We start from the raw sequence: 21,983 nt of genomic DNA, 5'->3' as shown, positions 1-21,983 counted from the left end.
GTGGTGGGTGGCGCCGAACGTCAGGCGGAGGTCGCGGCTTGCGGTGCGGTGGTCAGTCGTCGGCCCAGGGCATCGGCCAGTTCCTCGACCGTGGGGTGGTCGAAGACCGCCGAGGAGGCGAGCGGTACGCGCAGACTGTCTTCGAGCCGGTCCTTGAGGTCGATCGCCCGGAGCGAGTCCACGCCGAGCTCCAGGAACGTGGCACCGGCGTCGACGGTGTCCGGGTCGTCGATGGCCAGGAGCTCCGCGACCGTGCGGCGGACCATGTCGACCAGCGCCGTCAGGCGCTCCTCGGGCGCCGCGGCGAGCAGCGCCGCGCGGCCGGGCAGCGCACGGTCCGCCCGGCCACCCTCGGCCGTTGCGGTGGCCGGGTCCGCGGCAGCGGATGCGGGCCGCGCCAGCCGGGTGAAGGTCATGCCGGACAGTTCCATCACCGGGCTGTCGCCCTCGGCCAGCAGCGCGTCGAGGGTGAACACGGGCCCGGTACCGTCCTCGGCTGCCCATCTGATGCCCAGCACGGCCCGCAGTTCCTCGGCACGGGGCTTCTTGAACAGGCGCAGCTGGCCGATTCCCGTGGCGACATACTGGTGGCCGTCGTCGGCCAGGACGGCCAGTCCGTGCGTGGCGCCGTCCAGCAAGGGCGGCGGAAGGTGCTCGGACCAGGAGACGTCCCCTCCGTACAGTGCGCTGACGGCCAGATCCTTCCCGTACCGCGCCAGCGAGCGGACCCGGCTGAACTGCGGCCCGTACCGCAGCCCGGCCCGCGCGTAGGCCTCGCTCACCCCGGTCCCGTCGATCACCCGGTCCGCGGCCGTGCCGGACGAGGCGTCGGCACGGCTCAGCAGCCGTCGGCCCTGTTCAGTCGGCCCCGTCCCGTCCGCGGGAGCACCCGCGACGAAGGCCGTCGCATGCAGCCGTTCCTCACCTGTCTCCGCATCGGCGGGACGACTGAGGATCTCCACGTGCAGTCGCCCGTCGGCAGTCGGCAGGGCACGGGTCGTCAGCAGGACCGGCCGATCGGTCAGGAAGAGCGCCTCGTGGAAGCGCAGGTCCTCCACGGGACGCGTGGTGGTCCCGAGGAGAGCGTCCTGAAGCGCGAGCAACGTCTCCGCATAGGCCGCGGCGGGCAGGAGGACACGTCCGGCCAGGGTGTGATCGGACAGATAGCCGGGCTGTGCGGCGCTGATCCTGGCGGTGAACCGCCGGGCACCGGGCCGCCCGTCCACGCCCGCGTCGGGAACCTCCCGGCCCAGCAGCGGGTGCGCCTCGGCACCGGCCGGGTTCCGCCGCGCGGGCAGCCGGTAGGGGCGCCGGTCGAAGGCATAGCCGGGCAGCGGGATCCTGCGGCCCGGCGCTCCGCGGTACACCTCGCGCCAGTCGATGTTCAGCCCGGCCTCGTACGCGGCCGCCAGAGCACGACGGATGGTCGTCCCGGTCCGGTCGGCGGCCCGCAGGCAGCTCAGCCACCGGTGACGCGTGTCGTCCACGCACTGGCGGGCCAGTGACGTCAACGCGGTCGAGGGGCCCACCTCCAGGAAGACATGGCGGCCGCGCTCGTCGACGGCCCGCACGTCCGCGGCGAACTGCACCGTCTCGTTGAGGTGTCGAACCCAGTACTCGGGGGTCGACATCTCCTCGGGGCGGGCGACCCGGCCGGTCACGTTCGAGATCAGGGTCAGCTCCGGCTCGTGGAACCGGATGCGCTCCAGCGCCGTACGCAGTTCCTCGGAGACTTCCGCCATCAGCGGCGAGTGGAACGGCGACGACACGCGCAACGGGGTGACCGTCCAGCCCGCCTCCCGGAGTTCGCCGACGGCCGCGGCGAGCGATTCCGCGCCGCCCGAGATGACGCACTGGCGTGGGGAGTTGACCGCGGCGACCGCCAGATCCGGCCATGGCGCGAGCCTCGGGGTGACCTCGTCCGCCGGCGCCGACACGGCGGCCATGCCGCCGGGCCGGGAGACCGACTCGATCAGCCGGGCACGGGTCGCGAGGAAGGACACGCCGTCCGGCAGCGAGAAGAGACCGGCGATCACCGCGGCGACGATCTCTCCGACGCTGTGCCCGACCAGTGCACTGGGTCGCACACCCCACGACATCCACAGCCTGGCGAGCGCGTACTCCAGCGTGAACAGGGCCGCGTGTGTGTACAGGGTGGCGCCGAGCAGTTCCTCGGCGTCCGCCGTCTCCCCGAACATGATCTCCCGGACGGAGCGGCCCAGGATGGCGGCGAACAGGGCGTCGCACGCGTCGACATGGTCCCGGAAGACCGGGTACCGGTGATAGAGCTCCCGCCCCATGCCGGCGAACTGGGAGCCGGAGCCGGTGAAGAGGAAGACCGCCTTGCGGTAGGTGTCGGCGGACTGCCGGCCGGTGGGCGCGCTCCTGTCCGGCGCCCGCTCGTACTCCGTCTTCAGGACGGCGGTCAGTTCGTCGAGGTCGTGTACGGCGGCGGCCAGCCGATGCCGGAAGTGCGTCCGCCCGACGGCACGTGTGTGGCACAGGTCCGCCAGGCCGATGCCGGGGTTCTGTTCGAGGAAGCGCAACAGGCGCTCCACCTGCAGGCGCAGCGCGGGCCGGGTCTTGGCGGACAGCGTGAACACGTGTCCGTCGTCAAGGCCACCCCGCAGGGCGGAGGTGTCCCGCGTGTCGGCCGCGTCCCCGGCCTTCTCGCGCAGGGTGCCCGCGACATCGGGAGAAGGGGCCTGTTCGAGCACGGCGACACCGATGGCCCCCGCCACCCCGAACCCGTTGACCGTCGCCCGCCGCACGGGCGCCTTCCAGGGGCGCCCCTCGGTGGGAACGGTGACCGGGTAGCTGTCCCAGGGAATGCGGTCGGACGGGGTGTGCCACAGGTGCGGGTAGAACACGCCTGCCTGCATCTGCGCGACGACCTTGATGACCGCGCCCAGGCCGGCGGCCGGCTCCATATGTCCGATGTTGGCCTTGAGCGAACCGACGGTCAGCGGAGTGTCCTTGTCGTGGGCCGCCCCGAACACCCCGTTGATCGAGCCCATCTCGATCGGGTCGCCGAGCGGGGTGCCGGTCCCATGCGCCTCCACGTACTGGATGTCACCCGGCTCGAGGCGGGCGTTGGCGAGCGCGGCCCGCATGACGGCTTCCTGGGCCGTACCGTTGGGGGCGCTCAGCCCGGCACTCTCGCCGTCCTGTCCGATCGCCGTGCCCCGCACCAGCGCGAGCACGGTGTCACCGTCCACCAGGGCGTCCGAGAGCCGCTTGAGGACCAGCGCGCCACAGCCCTCGGCTCGGGCGTATCCGTCGGCCGCCTCGTCGAACGTCTTGCAGTGGCCGTCCGGCGCGAGCATCTGCCCGTGGGAGAGGATGACGAACGAGCGGGGATTGTGGAGGGTGTTGACGGCCGCGCACAGCGCGATCCCGCACTCGCGGCGGCGCAGCCCCTCGACGGCGAGATGCAGGGCCGTGAGCGACGAGGCGCACGCGGTGTCAGTGGTGAGGCTCGGGCCGCGCCAGCCCAGGAAATAGGAGAGGCGGCCGGACATGGAATAGCCGCCCATACCGGTGGTCAGGCCTCCGTCGAGCTGTTCGTCCCCGAGTGATTCGAGTTCCAGCGCGAAGTCCAGGGGCGAGGCGCCGACGTAGATTCCGCCGTCGCTGTGGCGCAGTCCCGCCGGGTCGATGCCGGCGTGCTCCAGTGCCTCCCACGCCGTCTCCAGGAGCAGCCGCTGCTGCGGGTCTACATACGGCACCTGGCTGGGCGGTATGTTGAAGAACTGGGCGTCGAACTCGTCGATTCGGTCGAGGAATCCACCGGCCTGTGCCGTTATCTCTCCCTCCGATACGTCGAGAAGCCAGCGTGAGCGCGGGAGGGGCCCTATCCCCGACCGTCCTTCACGCAGGAACGAGTCGAACTCCTGCAGTGTTCCACTGCCGCCGGGGAAACGCAGCCCGACTCCTACGACCGCCATCGGCTCGTGCTTCTCGAGAAGGAACTGCCCGATGGTGCGCTGTTGCTGACGGACGGTCTCCTCGGCCGCCTCCAGCCTCTTCCGCATCGCGGCGAGGTCCGATTCCGGCATGTCGACCGCCTCCTTGTCCCATGAGCTTGTGCTGCCCTTTCCGTTCCCGTGTGCGGGCGTTGGGCCGCCCGCGGGGGGGCGGCTACGTCATCGCGGTCCGCGAGTCGAACAGTTCCGCCAGCACTTCGCTGGTCAGGTAGTCCATCAACTGCTCGACAGTCGGCCGGTTGAACATCACCGTGCTGCTGATGCCCTGGCCGAGCAGTTCCTCCAGCCGCTGTTTCACATCGGTCAGTGCCAAGGACGTCAGGCCCAGTTCGAAGAAGCTGTCCGCCAGGGGCAGTTCTTCGTCCTCGGTCATGAGCAGGGCCGTTTTGAACTCCGCCACGACAATGGATTCGAGAGCAGTCCAGCGTTCTGATCTGGACAGCGATTCCAGCCGTTCGGCAATAGGCGCCATCGTGTTCACCCTCCTGCCAGACGGGTTCGAGTAGAACACGGCCGGCTTGCCACCGACTGACGAGGAGCTGACCCGCGGCCCAGGCGTGCACTTCCCCCTCCCGATGATGATCAGGCCAACTCGTCAGTTCGCTGTCAGCTCTGCGATGGGAAACTCAGCGGGAGGTTTCGGGGAATGAATCGACAGAGAACCGTCAGCTGGAGGGCCCCACCGTGTCGATCGACGTCCGGGAAGAACTGCGAACCGTCGGCTACTCGCTCCTGCCCGGTGATCTCCTCCCTCTCGATCCGGAGTTTCGCCGCTTCGAGGAGGAGCTGGCATGCGAATGGGACAAGCTGGAGGTCGACAAGTACCTGAAGAACGGATCCCGATTCCGTGAACGCCGCTACGACCGTTTCTACTACCACCCCCGCAGCGGCCTGATCCGGCTCCGACCGCACCGGCCCTACTACCAGTCGGGTGACGCCAACGACTACGCCGGCGGCATCGATCGCGACGTCGCGCCGCTGAGCCGGGCGAGTCTGCACAACCCGCTGCTGACCGCGCTCATCCGCTTCGACTTCGCCCGGTTCCCCGTCGCGGAGGAGTGGCTCGACGACCCCTGGGACGTCCAGTGCCACCAGTTCCGCATCATCAGCACTCCGGACGAGGTCGGGGAGCCGACACCGGAGGGTCCGCACCGCGACGAGGTCGACTTCGGCGCCATCCATCTGATGAACCGGCTCAATGTCGCGGGCGGCGAATCCCAGGTCTACAGCGAGTCCAAGGAACTGATCAACGAGTTCTGTCTGACCTCGCGGATGGACACGATGTACTGGGCCGACCAGAAGGTGCTGCACGCGGTACGCCCGATCACAGCCGCCGAGCCCGGCACCACGGCCCTGCGCGACGTACTGATCCTCGGCTACAAGCGCTCCCCGGGGCTTCAGGAGGGCGAGTAGACCGTACCGGTGCGGTGCTCCGCTCGGACCCACCGCACCGGTTCGGTGCTCCGCTCAGACGACCGGCTGGCCGATGGCCAGCATGTTCCCCTCGCTGTCGCGGAACCATGCGCCGCGTTCACCCCGTGCGCCCTTGCTCGGGTAGTTCCCCTGCACCTCGGCGATCCCGTCCCTCGTTCGCCCGCCGCCGTACACCCCGCGCAACTCGAACTCCTCGAACACGACACCGCGCTGCTTGAGTTCCGACACGACTGCCTCGATGTCGTCGACCTGCCACGACATCTGGGTGAAGGTTCCGGGCGAGGCTCCCGCGGACAGGAACAGCACGAACTCGACGCCTCCGCACCGGTACAGCAGCCCGCCGGGCCGTTCGTCGACGGGCTCCAGCCCGAGCTGCTCGGAGTAGAACCGTCGCGCCCGCTCCAGGTCCTGGGCCGGCAGCCTGGTCGCCACCCGCCCCCCGGCCAGCCCCGTTCCATCGTCTGTGTTCATACGTGGAGTGTGCCGCCGACAGCGCCCGCGAGGGTGGAGGCCACGACTGCGTATTCCGGCGGTGGCCGGTTCCTCTCGCGTCAACACGTGGTGCGCGGGTACCCGTGACAAGACAGAATCTGAGCAGGGAGGACACGGTGAGCGGATCGTCGGTGCGGGCGGTGGGGTGGGCGCGCTCCCTGCCCCTGAACAGCGGGGTGAAGGCAGCCCGTGACTGGGCTCGCGACCACCTGGAATCACTGGGCTGGACCAGGAGTGCGCCGCAGACGGTGGACGCCGTTCTGCTGACCATATCGGAGCTGGTGACCAATGCCCATGTGCATGCGCACAGCTCCGCACAGCTGGTGCTGACCTGGGACACCCGCTGTCTGCACGTCGCCGTCCACGACACCTCCGCCCATCTGCCCACACCGCGCCCGCCGAGCGACCAGCGCGTCGGTGGACGCGGCATGCTGCTCGTCGACGCGCTGGCCGACGACTGGCAGGCCCAGCCCTGCACCCACGGCAAGGTCGTGCACGCATGCTTCACTCCACCGGCGCACGCCACTGAGACGGACGGTTCCTGACCCACGCCCCGGCGGCCGGGCGAGCACACGCGTCCGCCCCATCCGTCACCCCCGGAGAACGCCATGCTCGACATCGCCACTGACCTCCACCGATGGGTGGAGGAAGGACGTGACTTCGCCGTGGCGACGGTCGTGGCGGTCAGCGGCAGCGCACCACGGCCGCCGGGCGCCGCCATGGCCGTGGACGCGGACGGCAGCGCGCTCGGCTCGGTCTCCGGCGGCTGTGTGGAGGGGGCGGTGTACGAGCTGTGCCTACAGTCCCTCCAGGACGGCGACACCGTACGGGAACGCTTCGGATACAGCGACGAGGACGCCTTCGCAGTCGGTCTGACCTGCGGCGGAGTCATCGACGTCCTCGTCACCCCGGTGCGCGCCGACCGGCCGGGCCGTCAGGCCCTCGTCGCCGCGCTGGCCGCCACCGCGAACGGAGCCACGGCGGCACTCGCCCGCATCGTCGACGGGCCGCCCGAGCTGCTCGGCCGGGCGCTGCTCGTCCGCTCCGAGGGACTGCCCGAGGGCTCCCTCGGCGGTGGCCCGGAACTGGACCGCACCGCCGCGGCGGAGGCCCGCGCACTGCTGGACGCGGGCCGCACGGACAGCGTCACGGTCGGTGCGGACGGCGGGCTGTGCGGGCAGCCGGTCACCTTGCTGGTGGAGTCGAGCGTCCCGCCGCCCCGAATGATCGTCTTCGGTGCGGTCGACTTCGCCGCCGCGCTGGTGCGGGTCGGGAGGTTCCTCGGGTACCGGGTCACCGTGTGCGACGCCCGGCCGACGTTCGCCACGTCCGCCCGTTTCCCGGAAGCAGACGAGGTCGTCGTCGGCTGGCCGCACCGCTATCTGGAGTCAACGGAGGTCGACGGCCGCACGGTGCTGTGCGTCCTCACCCACGACGTCAAGTTCGACGTCCCGCTCCTGCAACGCGCTCTGCGGCTCCCCGTCGCCTACGTCGGCGCCATGGGCTCGCGCCGTACCCATCAGGACCGCGTCCGAAGGCTGCGCGAGGCCGGCGTCACCGGGCCGGAACTCGACCGCCTCCACTCCCCCATCGGCCTCGACCTCGGCGGGCGCACTCCGGAGGAGACCGCCCTGTCCATCGGCGCCGAGATCGTCGCCACCCTGCGCGGCGGCAGCGGAGCGCGGCTGAGCGGCACCCGTGTCCGCCTCCACCACGACACGCCCGGCATCCACCACGACACAGCCGGGCCCGGCGCCGTCAGCGGCAGCACGCCGCACCCGTGACGGGCCGATGCCGTCGGCGTCCTCCTGGACGGCCGTGGCGACGATCCGGGCGGGCGTCTGGTGGAGTCCGGTGTGGACGACCTCGACTCCGGCGTCGCGCAGCGGGGCCTCGGGATCAGACGTCCGACGGCACGTAGGTGCCCCAGACCTCGCGGAGTGCGTTGCACACCTCGCCCACCGTCGCGCGGGCCTTGAGGGCATCCTTCATCGGATACAGAACGTTGTCCGTGCCCTCCGCCGCCTTCTTCAGGTCCGCCAGCGCCGCGTCCACCGCCGCCTGGTCCCGCTCCGCACGCAGCTTCGCCAGACGCTCGGCCTGCTGCGCCTCGATCGCCGGATCCACCCGCAGCGGCTCGTACGGCTCCTCCTCATCCAGCTGGAAACGGTTCACACCCACCACCACCCGCTCACCCGCGTCCGTCTCCTGCGCGATCCGGTACGCGTTCCGCTCGATCTCGCTCTTCTGGAACCCCCGCTCGATCGCCGCGACCGCACCCCCCAGATCCTCCACCTTCCCCATCAGCTCCAGCACCGCCGCCTCCACCTCGTCCGTCATCCTCTCGATGACATACGAGCCCGCGAACGGATCCACCGTCGCCGTCACATCCGTCTCAAACGCCAGCACCTGCTGCGTACGCAACGCCAGCCGCGCCGACTTGTCCGTAGGCAGCGCGATCGCCTCGTCGAAGGAATTCGTGTGCAACGACTGCGTACCCCCCAGCACCGCCGCCAGCCCCTGCACCGCCACCCGCACCAGATTCACCTCCGGCTGCTGCGCCGTCAGCTGCACCCCCGCCGTCTGCGTATGGAACCGCAACATCATCGACTTCGGATCCCTCGCCCCGAACTCCTCCCGCATCACCCGCGCCCAGATCCGACGGGCCGCACGGAACTTCGCGACCTCCTCCAAAACCGTCGTACGCGCCACGAAGAAGAACGACAACCGCGGCGCGAAGTCGTCCACATCCATCCCCGCCGCCACCGCCGTACGCACATACTCGATCCCGTCCGCCAGCGTGAACGCGATCTCCTGCACCGGCGACGCCCCCGCCTCCGCCATGTGATACCCCGAAATCGAAATCGTGTTCCACTTCGGGACCTCGGCCCTGCAATACCGGAAGATGTCCGCGATCAACCGCAACGACGGCTTCGGCGGAAAGATGTACGTCCCCCGCGCGATGTACTCCTTCAGCACATCGTTCTGGATCGTGCCCGTCAGCTTCTCCGCGGCAACCCCCTGCTCCTCCGCCACCAGCTGATACAGAAGCAGCAACAACGCCGCCGGCGCGTTGATCGTCATCGACGTCGACACCCGGTCCAGCGGGATCCCCCCGAACAGCACCCGCATGTCATCCACCGAGTCGATCGCCACCCCCACCTTGCCCACCTCGCCATGCGCGATCGGCGCATCCGAGTCATGCCCCATCTGCGTCGGCAGATCGAACGCCACCGACAACCCCATCGTGCCGTTCGCGATCAACTGCTTGTACCGCGCGTTCGACTCCACCGCCGTACCAAAACCCGCATACTGACGCATCGTCCACGGACGCCCCGTGTACATCGACGGGTACACCCCACGCGTGAAGGGGTACGCCCCCGGCTCACCCAGCCTCTCGACCGGATCCCAGCCCTCGAGGACCTCCGGCCCGTACACCGGCTCGATGGGCAGTCCGGACTCCGACTCGCGCACGACGGCTCTCCTTTGCGACGCACCAGGTCTCTCCGACGATAGACGTCGATCGCCGTCCAGCCGTACCCCCGAACACCCCGCACGCCGCCCTCCTGCCACGAGCGCCGGTCAATGCGACGTCTCCGGTGGCGGTCCTCGTACGGCGCATCGCCTTGCCGAAGGAGGCGATGAAGATGCCGGAGGCGACCGCCGCGCACGTGCCGCCCGGTTGGCCGGGGCGTCGTGTCGGTGACGGTCATGGCCGACGGCGCCGTGCGAGCCGGCCGGCGCCCGTTCCACGAACGGGTCGACCAGGCCGGGCACGGCACCGCCATGCCCTGTCGCTCCTGGTCAGGAATCGAGCCAGCCCCTGGCCCGGGCCAGCTCGACGACGCATCCGCGGATCTGCTTGATCTGGGCGGCCGTCAGCGTGTCGACCGATTCCACCAGCGCTTCGGTCAGCGCGGCACGGAACTCATCCCTGCTCGGGGCGTCGCCCGCGGCTTCGGCGCGCTCGCCGTAGTGGAACGTCACCACGCCGCCGGGCGCGGCCGGGCGGACCGGGAGCCGGTTCCCGGACGGCTGATGGACGAGACGGATCTGCGAGGCCTTCGGACCTTTCTCGCCCATCTCCATGAAGAACTCGACTTCGCTTCCCTCTTGGTACAGGAACTTCTCGTCGATCAGATCGTTCGCGTGCATGAAGACATCCTCGCCCGGCTCCGAGGGAGCGATGAAGCCGTAACCACGCACCTCGTCGAAACGCAGCACTCTACCCGTCATCAACACAGCCCACACACCTTCCACAACCCAACAACTCCAAGCCGAGGCACACTCCGCGCGGAGCGCACCGCGCCGCGAATCTACCGAGCCTGGATGCGTTCCGCGAGGCCTTCCCGGCCAAACCTCGGTTCGATTCCGTGCCCCAGGGTCGCGAGGGTGCGTCAGGGATTGACGCGCGGGGGTCTTGTGAAGTCAAGGGTGTGTCGTGTGCGCGGACCTGGGCCCTTGTGATGACTCCTTGGGGAGGACGTCCGGCGCGGAATACGCGGCGTCGACCGCCCGTTGGGCACGGCTGTGATCAAGTGATCCATGGGCAGGCTCGGCATCGAGCGCGAAAGGAATCGGAACCGATGGGCGACGTCGCAAGCGCGGAACACCTGGGCTCTCTCAAGGAGGCCGTCGGGCGGTACGGCATCTGGAGTACGGGGCTGCGTACGGAGGACCCCGCCAGGCACGGTGAAGTGGCCGAGGCCGCCGCCGAACTGGAGGAGCTCGGTTTCGGCGCGGCCTGGCTGGGTGGAAGCAGCCATGTACGCCACGCGGCGCCGCTTCTGAGGGCGACCTCGCGTCTCGTCGTGGCGACCGGCATCCAGAGCATCTGGCAGTACGAGGCGGCCGAGACCGCGGCGCACTTCGCCGAAGTGGAGAAGTCCCACCCCGGGCGCTTCCTGCTCGGACTCGGAGTGAGCCACGCCAAGATCGCGGACCAGTACCGCCGCCCGTACTCGGCGATGGTGGCCTATCTGGACGCCCTCGACGCCGCCGGGGTGCCCGCCGGGCGCCGCGTCCTGGCCGCGCTCGGCCCGAAGATGCTGGAGCTGTCCCGCGACCGTGCCGCCGGCGCGCACCCCTATCTGGTGACGCCGGAACACTCGGTCCGGGCCCGCGAGATCATGGGCGCCTCGCCGCTCCTGGCGCCGGAGACGAAGGTGGTCCTGGACAAGGACCCGGACAGCGCCCGGGCCAAGGCCCGCGCCACCCTCGCCCTCTATCTGCAGCTGCCGAACTACACGAAGGCCCTGGCCCGGTTCGGCTTCACCGAGGACGACTTCGCGCAGGGCGGCAGCGACCGCCTGGTGGACGCGCTGTTCGCCTGGGGCGACGACGACCGGATCCGGGAGCGGCTCGAGGCCTTCCACGCGGCGGGCGCGGACCATGTGGCCGTGCAGGTGGTCGACGACGGCCCTCGCGACGCGCTTCCCCGGGCCGCCTGGCGCCGTCTGGCGGAGCTGCTGCGCTGACCCCACCGGTTGTCAGTGGGCCGTCCTACTGTGGGGTCGACACAGGATCCGCGACGAGAGACCGGAGCTCCCATGACGACCCTGCCGGACCGACCGCACACCGCGCTGCTCGTCATAGACGTCCAGAACGGCGTGGTGGCGGGCTCCCACAACCGGGACAGCGTGGTCGCGAACATCAACACCCTGGCCGGCAAGGCCCGTGCCGAGGACGTCCCGGTGGTCTGGGTGCAGCACTCCAGCGACGAGCTCCAGCGGGACAGTGAGAGCTGGCAGTACGTGCCGGAGCTGGTGCGCCTCGATGGCGAACCACTGGTGCACAAGCGCTATCCCGACTCGTTCGAGGACACCGAACTGGAGGCGGTGCTCGCCGAACGCGGGGTGGGCCGTCTCGTCGTCACCGGCGCCCAGACCGACGAGTGCGTCCGCTCGACCCTCCACGGAGCCTTCGTGCGGGGATACGACGTGACCCTGGTCGGCGACGCGCACACCACGGAGGACCTCACCGAGTACGGCGCGCCGACCCCGGAGCAGGTGATCGCGCACACCAATCTGTACTGGAGGTGGCAGAGCGCGCCCGGCCGCCGAGGGGGGACCGTCGACACGGCCGAGGTGAGCTTCGCGGCACCCGACGCGGGCTGAGCGCACCGAAGGGCCGCGTCCGGGCCCTTCGGGAGCGGCCACGGCATCCGATGCGGTTGCCGGTACCCGATGTGCTTGGACGGGGGCGCGCGGGAGAGGTCGTCACGGCTTCGTTCCTGTCGGTGGGGGCCGTCGATGTCACGACGGCCCCCGCGATCGGGTTGACGGCGAGGAGGCCCGCCCGAGACGGTCTTCCGGCCGTACCCCGTCAGGCGGGCGCGGTGACCTGCGCCTTGGTGATGAGCCGGTCCAGCAGCGCGAGCAGGGCGCTGCGGACGTCGTGCCGGGAGCGGGCGTCGAGCAGGAGGACGGGGGTGTTGGGGTCCCGCAGGTGCAGGGCCGCTCCGATCTCCTCGCTGCTGTACGGCTGCTCGCCGTGGAAGCAGTTCGCGCCGATGACGAACGGCAGGCCGCGGTTCTCGAAGAAGTCGATGGCGGGGAAGCTGCGGTCCAGCCGCCGGGTGTCGACCAGGACGATCGCCCCGAGCGCCCCGTGCAGCAGGTCGTCCCACATGAACCAGAAGCGTTCCTGGCCCGGTGTACCGAAGAGATAGAGGACGACTCCGGCGTCGTCGAGGGTGAGACGGCCGAAGTCCATCGCGACCGTGGTCGCCGTCTTGCTCTCGATGCCGTCGAGGTCGTCGACTCCGACGCCCGCGGCCGTCAGCCGCTCCTCGGTGCGCAACGGATCGATCTCGGAGATCGCTTCGACCAGAGTCGTCTTGCCGACGCCGAAGCCCCCGGCTATGAGGACCTTGACGGGGGACGCTTCCGGTGCGGCGGTGTCATAGTCGGGCAAGGTTGTCCCTGATTTTCATGAGCAGGTGGACATTGGAGGTCTCGGAGGCATCCAGCGGCGGCCGGTGACGGATCAGACCGCGGTCCAGGAGCTCGCCGAGCAGGACCGTCGCGGGGGTCAGACGCATCTGCATCCGGGCGGCGATCTCGGCGACCGCCCGTCCGTTCGGCGACGGGCACATGGCGAGGATCTCCTGCCACTCCGTGGGCAGGCTGCCGTGACCGCCGGCGTCAGCAGTCGCTGTGATCATCGTGTCCATCGTCAGGCCGTGCCGGGATGCGGCCGTACGCCCATCTGTGAGGGCGTACAGCCGCGTCCGGCGCCCCCGTACGGGCTGGGGATCGGACGTCATTACGAGGTGGCCGTCTGTGAGCGTTCAGGGGTGCCCAGCCACTCGCCGAGCGCCTGCGCGGCGCGGACCGTCTCGCCGCCGAGTTCCCCGAGCCGTGCCTTGCGGGAGGTCACCACGATCAGCGTGCTGCCCGACCCGCACCCGACGATGCACAGGTACCGGTCGTCCATCTCCACGAGTTGGCGGATCACCCCGCCGCCGTCGATCTCCCGCGAGATGGCCTTCATGGTGGAGGCGATACCGGAGGCCGCCGCGGCCACCCGCTCGGCCTGGTCCCGCTCCAGCAGGTAGGCACTGAGCTTGATCCCGTCGTTGGAGAGGAGTACGGCTCCCTGGATCCCCGCGATCCTGCTCAGGTTGTTGTCCAGGATGCTGTAGATCACGTCATTCTGTGTCGTCGTCATGACTGGTCCTGTCGGAGCTCGAGTTCCACTTGTCGGGTGCTGTCTTCGTAGTCCGCCCAGGCGTCGGCGACCTCTTCGGGCGTGGCGGCGTCCTGACCGACTGGTTCGGCCGCGCGTGGCTCACGGAGTTGCTGGGCCATGTGCGTCTGCGGGACGCGCTCGGGGAGGGCCGGCCGGGCGGAGACGTCGCCGGAGCTCTCCCGGGCAGCTGCCCCCGGCACCACGGGCCGTGCCACACGCACCTGCTCCTTCCGCCGGCGGCGCGGCAGCCCCGACACGATGGGAGCGGAGTCGCCCGCCCGATCGCCGGACGCCTGCTGGGGCACGGACCCGGGCCGGTGCTCCTCGGCGGACTGCCGTACGGGCGCGGGCTCCTTCGCCGACTCGGGCACCGGCCTGCGATCCGGGGTCTCCACGAGGTGCTCACCCGGGACGATCACCACGGCGGATGTTCCGCCGAACGCCGACCGGCGCAGGGTGACCTTGGCCCCGAGCTGGTCGGCAAGGTGGCCGACCACGAAGAGGCCGAGCCGGTGCGCGTTCTCGGCCAGCACGGAGTACGGCGGCGCGGAGTGCAACCGGCCGTTCATCTCCTCGTACCTCTCGGCGGTCACCCGCGGGCCGCGGTCCTCGATCTCGATGCAGAGCCCGTCGGCCACGAGTTCGGACCGGATGTCGACCCTCGACGCCGGCGGGGAGAACCGCGTGGCGTTGTCCAGCAGCTCCGCCAGGAGGTGGCTGAGCTGGCTGAGCACGCGCGGCTCCACACTGATCTCGTCCATGGCGTGACGGTCGATGCGCCGGAAGTCCTCGACCTCCGCGGCCGCCTCTCGCAGCAGGTCGGCGATGCGCATGGGCTCGGTGTGCGGGTCGGGGATCTCACCGCCCGCCAGGATGAGCAGGTTCTCGATCTGCCTGCGCATGCCCACGGTGAGCTGATCGGACCGCATCAGGTCGGCGAGGAGTTCCTCGTTCTGGCCGAAGGTGTCCTGCAGGTGCTCGGTGACCGCGAGCTGCCGGCTGACCAGGTTCCCGGTGCGGGAGGCCATACCGGAGGCGAACATGCTGAAGCCCTGCCGCTCGTCGGCGAGCTTCCGGTGGCCCTCGATGGACACGGCGACGACGCGGGCGAAGGCGTCGCTGATCCGGCCGACCTCGTCCTGCTGCCCCTTCGGCTGCGGCAGCGCGTCGGCGTCGACGGCCTGTCCGCGCTGCAAGCGGGCGACGACGTCCGGCAGCGTCTCCTCGGCGACCGTCACCGTGCGGCTGTGGAGATCCCGCAAACGGCGCAGGACCGAACGCGTGGTGAAGACCACGACGGCGACGACCAGCAGGAGGGCGGCACCGCTTGCCACCACCAGCAGGGCGACCTGACCCTCCAGCTGCGCTGCCCGGTCATCGGCGTGGGCGAGCAGTTCCCGCAGCCCGCTCTCGTTGAAGGTGTTCAACTGGGTGGAGAAGGTGTCGTCGGCCGCCCGCCACTCGCGGACGTCGGACGGCAGCTCGACGCCGGAAGGAATGTCCCGGTGCCCGGAGATGACCGCCTTCTCGATGCGGGACTTGGTCTTCCAGGCGTTCGAGGCGAGGATCCGCCGGAGGGCCTGCTGGTCCCCGGCGGACAGATCGGGGGCGATCGTGTCGTACAGGTAGTCGCTGGCGCCGACGGCTTCGATGAATTCGCCGAACCTGAGGGACGTCAGCTTCCGGGAGGGACCCGACATCGCGAGGATCGCGTCCTCGCGAGCCACGACCTCCGATGCCGAGAACAGGGAGACCAACGACGTTCTCTGGTGCGTGAGCCCACCGTCGTCCACGTGGCTGAAGTCTTCGTAGCTGCGGATCGTCTCGTTGATCACACCGGTGTAGTAGTCAACGGCGCTGTCCAGGCTCCCGTGACGTGCGTCGGCGCGCTCGCGCTGGGCGCCCAGGTCGGTCAGACGCCGCTTGACTTCCTGGAGGTGCTGCCTGGCCAGGTCCGAATGCACCTGACCGGGATCCGACGACTTCAGGAACGCGGCCACGGCCCGGTCGGTGTCGGCTCGGTGGCCGCGCAGGTCGGCCCCGGGTACGGGGTTGCCCGACCACCACGCGGCGGTGACCGCGCGCTCCGACTGCAGTTTGATCATGAGCTGATACAGGGGCATGCCGGTCTGCCGACCGGCCACCACGTCCTCGCGCAGGTGCTGGGACTCCTGCAGCAGCCGATTCGAGCTGATGAAGACTTGGATGCCCATCGCCACGGTGGGCACCACCGCCAGCCAGACGAGCAAGGTACGCAGGCGCACCACCCGCCGTCGGCTCCTTGTCACCGGCTCGCCCGGGCCTTGGGGTCCTGTAGGAGTCATCAGTCCTCGTCATACGGAGTCGGTCATTCCTAAGAGGGTGCCGATCATAACCAGCCAACACGAAGAGTCGAGGTTGAAGTCGATGTCGAGGAATGCTAATGACGCTCAAGGGGAGTTGATCGCCGGTTGAGGTGATTGTCGGCTGTGCCCGGAGATTGATCGGATTGCACACCTTCTCTGGTGAGCCGTCAAGTGGCTCTCGTCCTTGTCGAGATGGCGTCGAGACGGCAGGGAGAGGGTTCACCATGCCAGCGGGAACGGTGACTTCGGCCCACTGACCGGCGACTCTCCACCGGGAGCGGGTGGGCCTGGCGCGGGCTCGCCGACGACGGCGCCCTGTGGCGCGGTACCACCGAAAGGGGCACCCGGGGATGGGCCGGGTTGACCGGTCCCCGAGTGGGAGTGGGATTGCGAGCGCTGCCGGAGGCTCACGGGGGGGGCGCCCCACCCCGAAACCGGTAAGGGCCGTTTCCGTTGCCCACGGAAACGGCCCTCGACCTGCGAAACCGCTGGTCGGGACGACAGGATTTGAACCTGCGACCCCTTGACCCCCAGTCAAGTGCGCTACCAAGCTGCGCCACGTCCCGGTGCGCTTCCCGCGGTGTTCCGCGTGATCGCGCGAACAGAACTTTACCCCACACGGGGAGCTGCCCCGAAGGGGGCGGGAGCGCGGGACAATCGGGGTATGAGTGACGCAGTGGAAGGCCGGTCGGACCGGGGGCGGGACCGGGACGCGAAGGGACGGGCCCGCAGTGCGCGGCCACGCGACGGGCTGGGGCGGCCGTTGCCGTACGGCTCGGAGGGCGTGGCGCGCCAGCCGGAGGGCGTCGTACGCACACCGGCGGACACCCTCACCGAGGCACAGGCCCTGCTGGACGCGGGCAAGCCGTTCCACGCGCACGAGGTTTTCGAGGACGCCTGGAAGTCGGGGCCCGGCGAGGAGCGCGCCCTGTGGCGGGGGCTCGCCCAGCTCGCGGTCGGCCTCACACACGCGGCCCGCGGCAACAGGACCGGCGGTGCCCGGCTGCTGCGGCGCGGTGGCCGGGCCGTCGAGGAGTGGGCGGCCGAGGCGGGGCAGGCCCGGCCGTACGGCATCGAGGTGGCGGAACTGGGCGCCTGGGCAAGGGAGTTGGCCACAGCCGTGGAGCGGGACGCGACCTCGGTCGACGCACGGACATGGGCACCCAGGCTGCGCGGGAAGCGGCCGTAGGGCGGCCCTGGGCGGGGGCGTGCACACGCCGTCGGCGGCGTACGGCAGACTCGGGGTCGTGCGAAGGATTCATGTCATCGGCATCGGGGCGGGCGACCCCGACCAACTGACCCTGCAGGCGGTCAAGGCGCTGAGGAGCACGGACGTGTTCTTCATCCTCGACAAGGGAGAGGTGAAGTCGGACCTGGTCCAGCTGCGCCGTGACATCCTCGACGCACACATACCGGAGGGGGCGTACCGCCTGGTCGAGGCGCGCGACCCCGAGCGCGACCGCTCCGCGGGGGGCACCGCCTACTCCCCCGCCGTCGGCGACTGGCGCTCGGCCCGCGCCGACATCTACGAGCGGCTCATCGCCGAGGAGCTGGGCGAGGGCCAGAGCGGGGCGTTCCTGGTGTGGGGCGACCCCGCGCTCTACGACAGCACGCTCGGCGTCCTGGAGGAGGTCCTGGACCGGGGGGCGGTGGCGTTCTCGTACGACGTCGTGCCCGGGATCAGCAGCGTCTCGGCGCTCGTCGCGAAGCACCGCACGGGACTCAACCGGGTGGCCCGGCCCGTCCAGATCACCACGGGCCGCCGTCTCGCGGAGGGCTTCCCGGAGGGCGTGGACGACGTGGTCGTGATGCTCGACGCCCACCAGGCCTTCCGGCGGTACGCGGACCAGGACGTGGACATCTACTGGGGTGCGTACATCGGCACGCCGGACGAGATCCTCGTCTCCGGCCCACTCGCCGAGACGGCCGAACGCATCGAGCGGCTGCGGGCGGAGGCCCGGGAGCGCAAGGGCTGGATCATGGACACGTATCTGCTGCGCAGACATCCCCGGGGCGAGGGCGGCGCGACCGAGTAACGGCGCCGCCGGGCACCGGGCGCGGGCCTGCGCAGGCGGCGTGGAGCGCGTCCGGCCGCGCGTGCCGGGAGACCGGTGCGGGAGCCATGCGCCGTCGCCATACTCCGGGGATCTGGACCGGACACGGTCGACTCCGGGCGTACAGCCTGGAACACCTCATCGCGGGCCGAGCCCCAGCCGGGCCAGCACGCCGGCCACGTCCGGCACCGTGGTCAGGCCCTCGGGCACGGGCGGGCGACGGACGACCACCACCGGGAGCCCCCGCTCCCGTGCCGCCGTGAGTTTGGCCGCCGTCGCCGCTCCCCCGCTGTCCTTGGTCACGAGCACGTCGATGCGGTGCTCGCGCAGCAGCAAGGTCTCGCCCTCGACCGTGAAGGGCCCCCGGGCCAGCAGCACCGCCACGTCAGGCGGCAGGGGCGGCGCGGGCGGCTCGACCGACCGTATGACGAAGCGGTGGTCCCTCAGGTGCGCGAAGGCCGCGAGACCCAGTCGGCCGGTGGTGAGGAGGACGCGTCGGCCGAGGGACGGCAGCAGGGCCGCCGCGTCGCTGAGCGAGACCGCCTCGTGCCAGCGGTCTCCGGGAGCCGCCTTCCAGCCGGGCCTGCGCAGCACCACGGCGGGGACACCGGTGACCGCCGCGGCCCGCGCCGCGTTCGCCGTGATGCCGGCGGCGAAGGGGTGGGTGGCGTCGACCATGGCGTCCACGCGGTGGTCGCGCAGCCAGGCGGCCAGCCCCTCCGCGCCGCCGAATCCACCGATGCGTACGTCCCCGTCGAGCGTCCCGGGCCGGGACACCCGCCCGGCCAGGGAGGTGGTCACCCGCACGTCGGAGCGCGCGGCGAGCGACGCGGCCAGTTCACGCGCCTCGGTGGTGCCGCCCAGGATCAGGACATGCGGGGACATGGCGTAGAGGGTACGGGCTGCTCGGGGCCGCCCCCGTGTCCCGCCCGCCGTGCGGCGGTCCGCACCCCGTGCTCGTTATCGTCCTGACATGGATTCAGTGCGTGCCGTCCTCATCGACATCGACGGGGTCCTCACCGTCTCGTGGAAGCCGCTGCCCGGCGCGGTCGAGGCACTGCGGGACATCCGTGACTCCGGTCTGGCCGTCGCCCTGCTCACCAACACGACGTCCCGCACGCGCGCGTCGATCGCCGAAACGCTGTCCGCGGCCGGCTTCCCCGTCACCGCCGAGGACATCCTGACCGCGCCCGCCGTCACCGCCGCGTATCTCGCCGACCACTGTCCCGGCGCCCGGTGCTCGCTGCTCAACAGCGGTGACATCGAGGAGGACCTCGCCGGGGTCTGCGTCGTCGACGCCGCTGACGACGCAGACACCGTCCCGGATGTCGTGCTCATCGGGGGCGCCGGTCCCGAGTTCGACTACGCGGCGCTCAACCGCGCCTTCGGGCACCTCCAGCAGGGTGCCCGGCTCGTCGCGATGCACCGCAACCTGTACTGGCGCACCGACCGCGGGCTGCAGCTCGACGCGGGGGCGTTCCTGCTCGGGCTGGAGAAGGCCGCGCATACGCGGGCCGAAGTCACCGGCAAGCCCTCGCCCGCGTTCTTCGCGGCGGCGCTGGCCCATGTCGGGGTCCCCGCCGGCCAGGCGCTCATGGTGGGCGACGACATCGAGTCCGACGTGCTCGCGGCCCAACACGCCGGTCTCACCGGAGTCCTGGTCAGGACGGGCAAGTACCTGCCGGAGACCCATCGGGCCGCGAGCGGCGAACCCGACCACGTCCTCGACTCCTTCGCGGACCTCCCCCCACTGCTCCGGGAGTCCGCCGGCTAGGGCTCAGAGTTCCAACACAATGGGCGCCGCGAGCCGGGCGCCCATGTGGTTTCGGAGCTCTCAGCGCAGCAGCAGCTGAACGGCGCCCAGCACCGTCGCCGCGATCACCAGCTGCTCGAACACACGCTGGTTGATCCGGTTCACCGCCCAGGTGCCGATCATCGCTCCCGGCACCACGAACAGGGCGAGCGCCGCGTCCAGCAGCAGGGAGCGGCCGTCGATCAGGCCGAGGCCCGCGCTGAAGGGCACCTTGGAGACGTTGACGATCAGGAAGAAGAAGGCGGAGGTGCCGAGGAAGCCGAGCTTGCGGAAGCCGGCGGAGAGAAGGTACATCGACATCACCGGGCCGCCCGCGTTCGCCACCATCGTGGTGAAGCCGCCGAGGACACCGTAGGAGCGGGCCTTCATCCGGCCGGCGCGCGTGGCCACCGAGTCGGGTTCCTCACTGCGGTCGGCGGTCCTGCGGCGCCACACCGTTACGGCGGCCATCAGCAGCAGGATCGCGCCGATCGACGTCCGTACGACGCCGTCGTCGGCCCACACCAGGAACAGCGTGCCGAGCACGACGCCCGCGGCGACCGCCGGGAACAGGCGCCACAGGGTGGGCCAGTGGGCGTGCCGCCGGTAGATGAGGACGGCGAGGACGTCGCCGACGATCAGGACGGGCAGCAGGACGCCGGTCGAGGCGCGGGCGGGCAGGACGGCGGCGAAGACGGCGAGGCTGACGGTGTTGGCACCGCTCACTGCCGTCTTGGAGAAGCCGACGAGCAGCGCGGCGACGGCCAGCGCGGCGAAACCCCAGAGGGATATGTCCCAGAGCGTCATCGTGTTCATGCGGGGACCGATGCTATGTCCATACAACCGGTCACGTAAGGGCCGTCTCGCCAGGTGGCCCTGGAGCACACCCCGGCACGGCTCGGGCCCGCCGGCCCCCGAACTCCCCTGGCCACGCCACCGCTGACGTACGCCTAGGGCGCTTCTGATCCGTCAGAAGGGCCCTAGGGTCGTTGGACGAGCACCGCGCTGCCCTGCCCGACGCCCACGCACATGGTCGCGAGCCCGCGGGCCGCGCCGGTGCGGCGCATACGGTGCAGGAGGGTCGTCAGGATTCGTGCGCCCGAGCAGCCGAGCGGGTGGCCGAGGGCGAGGGCACCGCCGGTCGGGTTGACCAGCTCGGGGTCGATGCCCAGACGGTCCACGCAGGCCAGGGCCTGGGCGGCGAACGCCTCGTTGAACTCGGCCTCCTCGATGTCCCCGATGGTCCAGCCGACGCGGGCGAGGGCCTTCTCGGTGGCGGGGACGGGGCCGATGCCCATGACGTCCGGGTGGACGCCGGCCGAGGAGCCCGCGACATACCGTCCGAGGGACTCAAGACCCAGCTCGTTCAGGGCCTCCTCACTGACGAGCAGAAGTCCGGCCGCACCGTCGTTCATAGGCGAGGCGTTGCCCGCGGTGACCGTACCGCCCTCGCGGAACACCGGCCTCAGGCGCGCGAGCTTCTCGCACGAGGTGTCCTCGCGCACCCCTTCGTCCTCGGTGACCACGACACCGTCCGGCCTGGTCACGGGCTGGAGTTCGGCATCGAAGCACCCGTTCTTGCGGGCGTCCGCGGCACGCCGGTGGCTGCGCAGCGCGAAGTCGTCCTGGCGTTCGCGCGTGATGCCGTACCGCTCCGCGACCTCCTCGGCGGTCTCGCCCATGGACAGCAGGCCGTGGAGGTCCCGCATCTTCGGGTTGACCAGGCGCCAGCCGAGGCGGGTGTCGGCGGTCTCGATGCGGCGCGGGAGTGCCTCGTCGGGGCGGGGCAGCACGAAGGGGGCGCGGCTCATGGACTCGGAGCCGCCCGCGAGCACGATGTCGGCCTCGCCCGCGGCGATGGCACGGGCGGCCGTCGTCACCGCCTCGAGGCCGGAGGCGCACAGCCGGTTGACCGTGGCGCCGGGCACGGACTCGGGCAGACCGGCGAGGAGGGCGGCCATGCGGGCCACGTTGCGGTTGTCCTCGCCGGCCTGGTTGGCGGCGCCCCAGTAGACGTCGTCGATGCGGGCCGGGTCGAGGGCGGGCACGTCGGCGACCAGTGCGCGGATCACCGTGGCGGCGAGGTCGTCGGGCCGTACGGAGGACAGGGCGCCGCGCAGTCCCCCGATGGGGGTGCGGCGGGCTGCCGCGAAGTGGACGGTACGCACGGCGGGCACTCCTGGGCGAC

At 70.7% G+C, this 21,983-nt stretch carries 20 protein-coding genes and 1 tRNA gene; 8 read left to right on the top strand and 13 right to left on the bottom strand.

Translation table 11 applies throughout. From position 1 onward, the window contains the following. Positions 1 to 20 precede the first annotated feature (20 nt). Positions 21 to 4,058, bottom strand: coding sequence for a type I polyketide synthase (locus tag ASC56_RS27290; RefSeq protein ID WP_055494214.1), 4,038 nt, complete (start codon positions 4,056 to 4,058; stop codon positions 21 to 23). 82 nt (positions 4,059 to 4,140) lie between these two features. Next, positions 4,141 to 4,458 (bottom strand): acyl carrier protein, encoded by a 318-nt coding sequence (locus ASC56_RS27285; RefSeq protein ID WP_055494213.1) that lies wholly within the window; start codon positions 4,456 to 4,458, stop codon positions 4,141 to 4,143. A 212-nt stretch (positions 4,459 to 4,670) separates the two neighbouring features. On the opposite strand from ASC56_RS27285, the gene ASC56_RS27280 reads away from it, so the two are divergent. After that, complete coding sequence (locus ASC56_RS27280) at positions 4,671 to 5,399, top strand: 2OG-Fe dioxygenase family protein (RefSeq protein ID WP_234377071.1); 729 nt, start codon at positions 4,671 to 4,673, stop codon at positions 5,397 to 5,399. Between the two features lie 54 nt (positions 5,400 to 5,453). Here the strand turns inward: ASC56_RS27280 and ASC56_RS27275 are convergent, their stop codons facing one another. Further along, on the bottom strand, positions 5,454 to 5,891 hold the full coding sequence (locus ASC56_RS27275) for a VOC family protein (protein WP_055494211.1): 438 nt from the start codon (positions 5,889 to 5,891) through the stop codon (positions 5,454 to 5,456). A 137-nt stretch (positions 5,892 to 6,028) separates the two neighbouring features. Here ASC56_RS27275 and ASC56_RS27270 point away from each other — a divergent pair, with 137 nt between their 5' ends. Continuing rightward, positions 6,029 to 6,457, top strand: a complete 429-nt coding sequence (locus ASC56_RS27270; protein ID WP_107309358.1) for an ATP-binding protein — start codon at positions 6,029 to 6,031, stop codon at positions 6,455 to 6,457. 63 nt (positions 6,458 to 6,520) lie between these two features. Then, complete coding sequence (locus tag ASC56_RS27265) at positions 6,521 to 7,696, top strand: XdhC/CoxI family protein (protein ID WP_055494210.1); 1,176 nt, start codon at positions 6,521 to 6,523, stop codon at positions 7,694 to 7,696. A 115-nt stretch (positions 7,697 to 7,811) separates the two neighbouring features. Here the strand turns inward: ASC56_RS27265 and ASC56_RS27260 are convergent, their stop codons facing one another. Then, the gene (locus ASC56_RS27260) at positions 7,812 to 9,386 is read right to left on the bottom strand and encodes a methylmalonyl-CoA mutase (RefSeq protein ID WP_055494209.1); all 1,575 of its coding nucleotides are present in this window, start codon (positions 9,384 to 9,386) and stop codon (positions 7,812 to 7,814) included. Between the two features lie 330 nt (positions 9,387 to 9,716). Then, positions 9,717 to 10,154 (bottom strand): cold-shock protein, encoded by a 438-nt coding sequence (locus ASC56_RS27255; protein WP_055494208.1) that lies wholly within the window; start codon positions 10,152 to 10,154, stop codon positions 9,717 to 9,719. A gap of 344 nt (positions 10,155 to 10,498) precedes the next feature. On the opposite strand from ASC56_RS27255, the gene ASC56_RS27250 reads away from it, so the two are divergent. Both ASC56_RS27250 and ASC56_RS27245 read left to right on the top strand, forming a co-directional pair. Further along, the gene (locus ASC56_RS27250; RefSeq protein ID WP_055494207.1) at positions 10,499 to 11,389 is read left to right on the top strand and encodes an LLM class F420-dependent oxidoreductase; all 891 of its coding nucleotides are present in this window, start codon (positions 10,499 to 10,501) and stop codon (positions 11,387 to 11,389) included. 72 nt (positions 11,390 to 11,461) lie between these two features. Further along, on the top strand, positions 11,462 to 12,028 hold the full coding sequence (locus ASC56_RS27245) for a cysteine hydrolase family protein (protein ID WP_055494206.1): 567 nt from the start codon (positions 11,462 to 11,464) through the stop codon (positions 12,026 to 12,028). A 208-nt stretch (positions 12,029 to 12,236) separates the two neighbouring features. Here ASC56_RS27245 and ASC56_RS27240 read toward each other — a convergent pair whose 3' ends face one another. The 5 genes from ASC56_RS27240 to ASC56_RS27220 form a co-directional block, all read right to left on the bottom strand. After that, positions 12,237 to 12,827 (bottom strand): ATP/GTP-binding protein, encoded by a 591-nt coding sequence (locus ASC56_RS27240; protein WP_055494205.1) that lies wholly within the window; start codon positions 12,825 to 12,827, stop codon positions 12,237 to 12,239. Then, positions 12,814 to 13,179, bottom strand: a complete 366-nt coding sequence (locus ASC56_RS27235) for a DUF742 domain-containing protein (RefSeq protein WP_055494204.1) — start codon at positions 13,177 to 13,179, stop codon at positions 12,814 to 12,816. The genes ASC56_RS27240 and ASC56_RS27235 overlap by 14 nt, the downstream gene beginning before the upstream one ends. Then, positions 13,179 to 13,583, bottom strand: coding sequence for a roadblock/LC7 domain-containing protein (locus ASC56_RS27230; RefSeq protein WP_055494203.1), 405 nt, complete (start codon positions 13,581 to 13,583; stop codon positions 13,179 to 13,181). Before ASC56_RS27230 ends, ASC56_RS27235 begins: the two co-directional genes overlap by 1 nt. Beyond that, complete coding sequence (locus ASC56_RS27225; RefSeq protein ID WP_234377070.1) at positions 13,580 to 15,868, bottom strand: nitrate- and nitrite sensing domain-containing protein; 2,289 nt, start codon at positions 15,866 to 15,868, stop codon at positions 13,580 to 13,582. Before ASC56_RS27225 ends, ASC56_RS27230 begins: the two co-directional genes overlap by 4 nt. A gap of 570 nt (positions 15,869 to 16,438) precedes the next feature. Next, a tRNA-Pro gene (locus ASC56_RS27220) sits at positions 16,439 to 16,515 on the bottom strand. Between the two features lie 98 nt (positions 16,516 to 16,613). On the opposite strand from ASC56_RS27220, the gene ASC56_RS27215 reads away from it, so the two are divergent. Next, positions 16,614 to 17,138 carry a DUF309 domain-containing protein gene (locus tag ASC56_RS27215; RefSeq protein WP_055494201.1) on the top strand — a complete coding sequence of 175 codons (525 nt, stop codon included), beginning with the start codon at positions 16,614 to 16,616 and terminating at the stop codon, positions 17,136 to 17,138. A gap of 58 nt (positions 17,139 to 17,196) precedes the next feature. After that, the gene (gene cobF / locus ASC56_RS27210; RefSeq protein WP_055494274.1) at positions 17,197 to 17,985 is read left to right on the top strand and encodes a precorrin-6A synthase (deacetylating); all 789 of its coding nucleotides are present in this window, start codon (positions 17,197 to 17,199) and stop codon (positions 17,983 to 17,985) included. 156 nt (positions 17,986 to 18,141) lie between these two features. Here the strand turns inward: cobF and ASC56_RS27205 are convergent, their stop codons facing one another. Further along, on the bottom strand, positions 18,142 to 18,888 hold the full coding sequence (locus ASC56_RS27205) for a cobalt-precorrin-6A reductase (RefSeq protein WP_055494200.1): 747 nt from the start codon (positions 18,886 to 18,888) through the stop codon (positions 18,142 to 18,144). A gap of 88 nt (positions 18,889 to 18,976) precedes the next feature. Here ASC56_RS27205 and ASC56_RS27200 point away from each other — a divergent pair, with 88 nt between their 5' ends. Then, complete coding sequence (locus ASC56_RS27200; RefSeq protein WP_055494199.1) at positions 18,977 to 19,777, top strand: HAD-IIA family hydrolase; 801 nt, start codon at positions 18,977 to 18,979, stop codon at positions 19,775 to 19,777. 60 nt (positions 19,778 to 19,837) lie between these two features. Here the strand turns inward: ASC56_RS27200 and ASC56_RS27195 are convergent, their stop codons facing one another. Both ASC56_RS27195 and ASC56_RS27190 read right to left on the bottom strand, forming a co-directional pair. Continuing rightward, positions 19,838 to 20,611 (bottom strand): sulfite exporter TauE/SafE family protein, encoded by a 774-nt coding sequence (locus ASC56_RS27195; protein ID WP_055494198.1) that lies wholly within the window; start codon positions 20,609 to 20,611, stop codon positions 19,838 to 19,840. A 164-nt stretch (positions 20,612 to 20,775) separates the two neighbouring features. Then, positions 20,776 to 21,963, bottom strand: coding sequence for a thiolase family protein (locus tag ASC56_RS27190; RefSeq protein ID WP_055494197.1), 1,188 nt, complete (start codon positions 21,961 to 21,963; stop codon positions 20,776 to 20,778). Between the last annotated feature and the right edge of the window lie 20 nt (positions 21,964 to 21,983).

It is taken from the genome of Streptomyces sp. TP-A0356 (genome assembly GCF_001417775.1).
Lineage (GTDB): Bacteria > Actinomycetota > Actinomycetes > Streptomycetales > Streptomycetaceae > Streptomyces.
The sequence above is the reverse complement of the archived record's forward strand: the minus strand, read 5'-3'. Positions and strand labels throughout refer to the sequence as shown.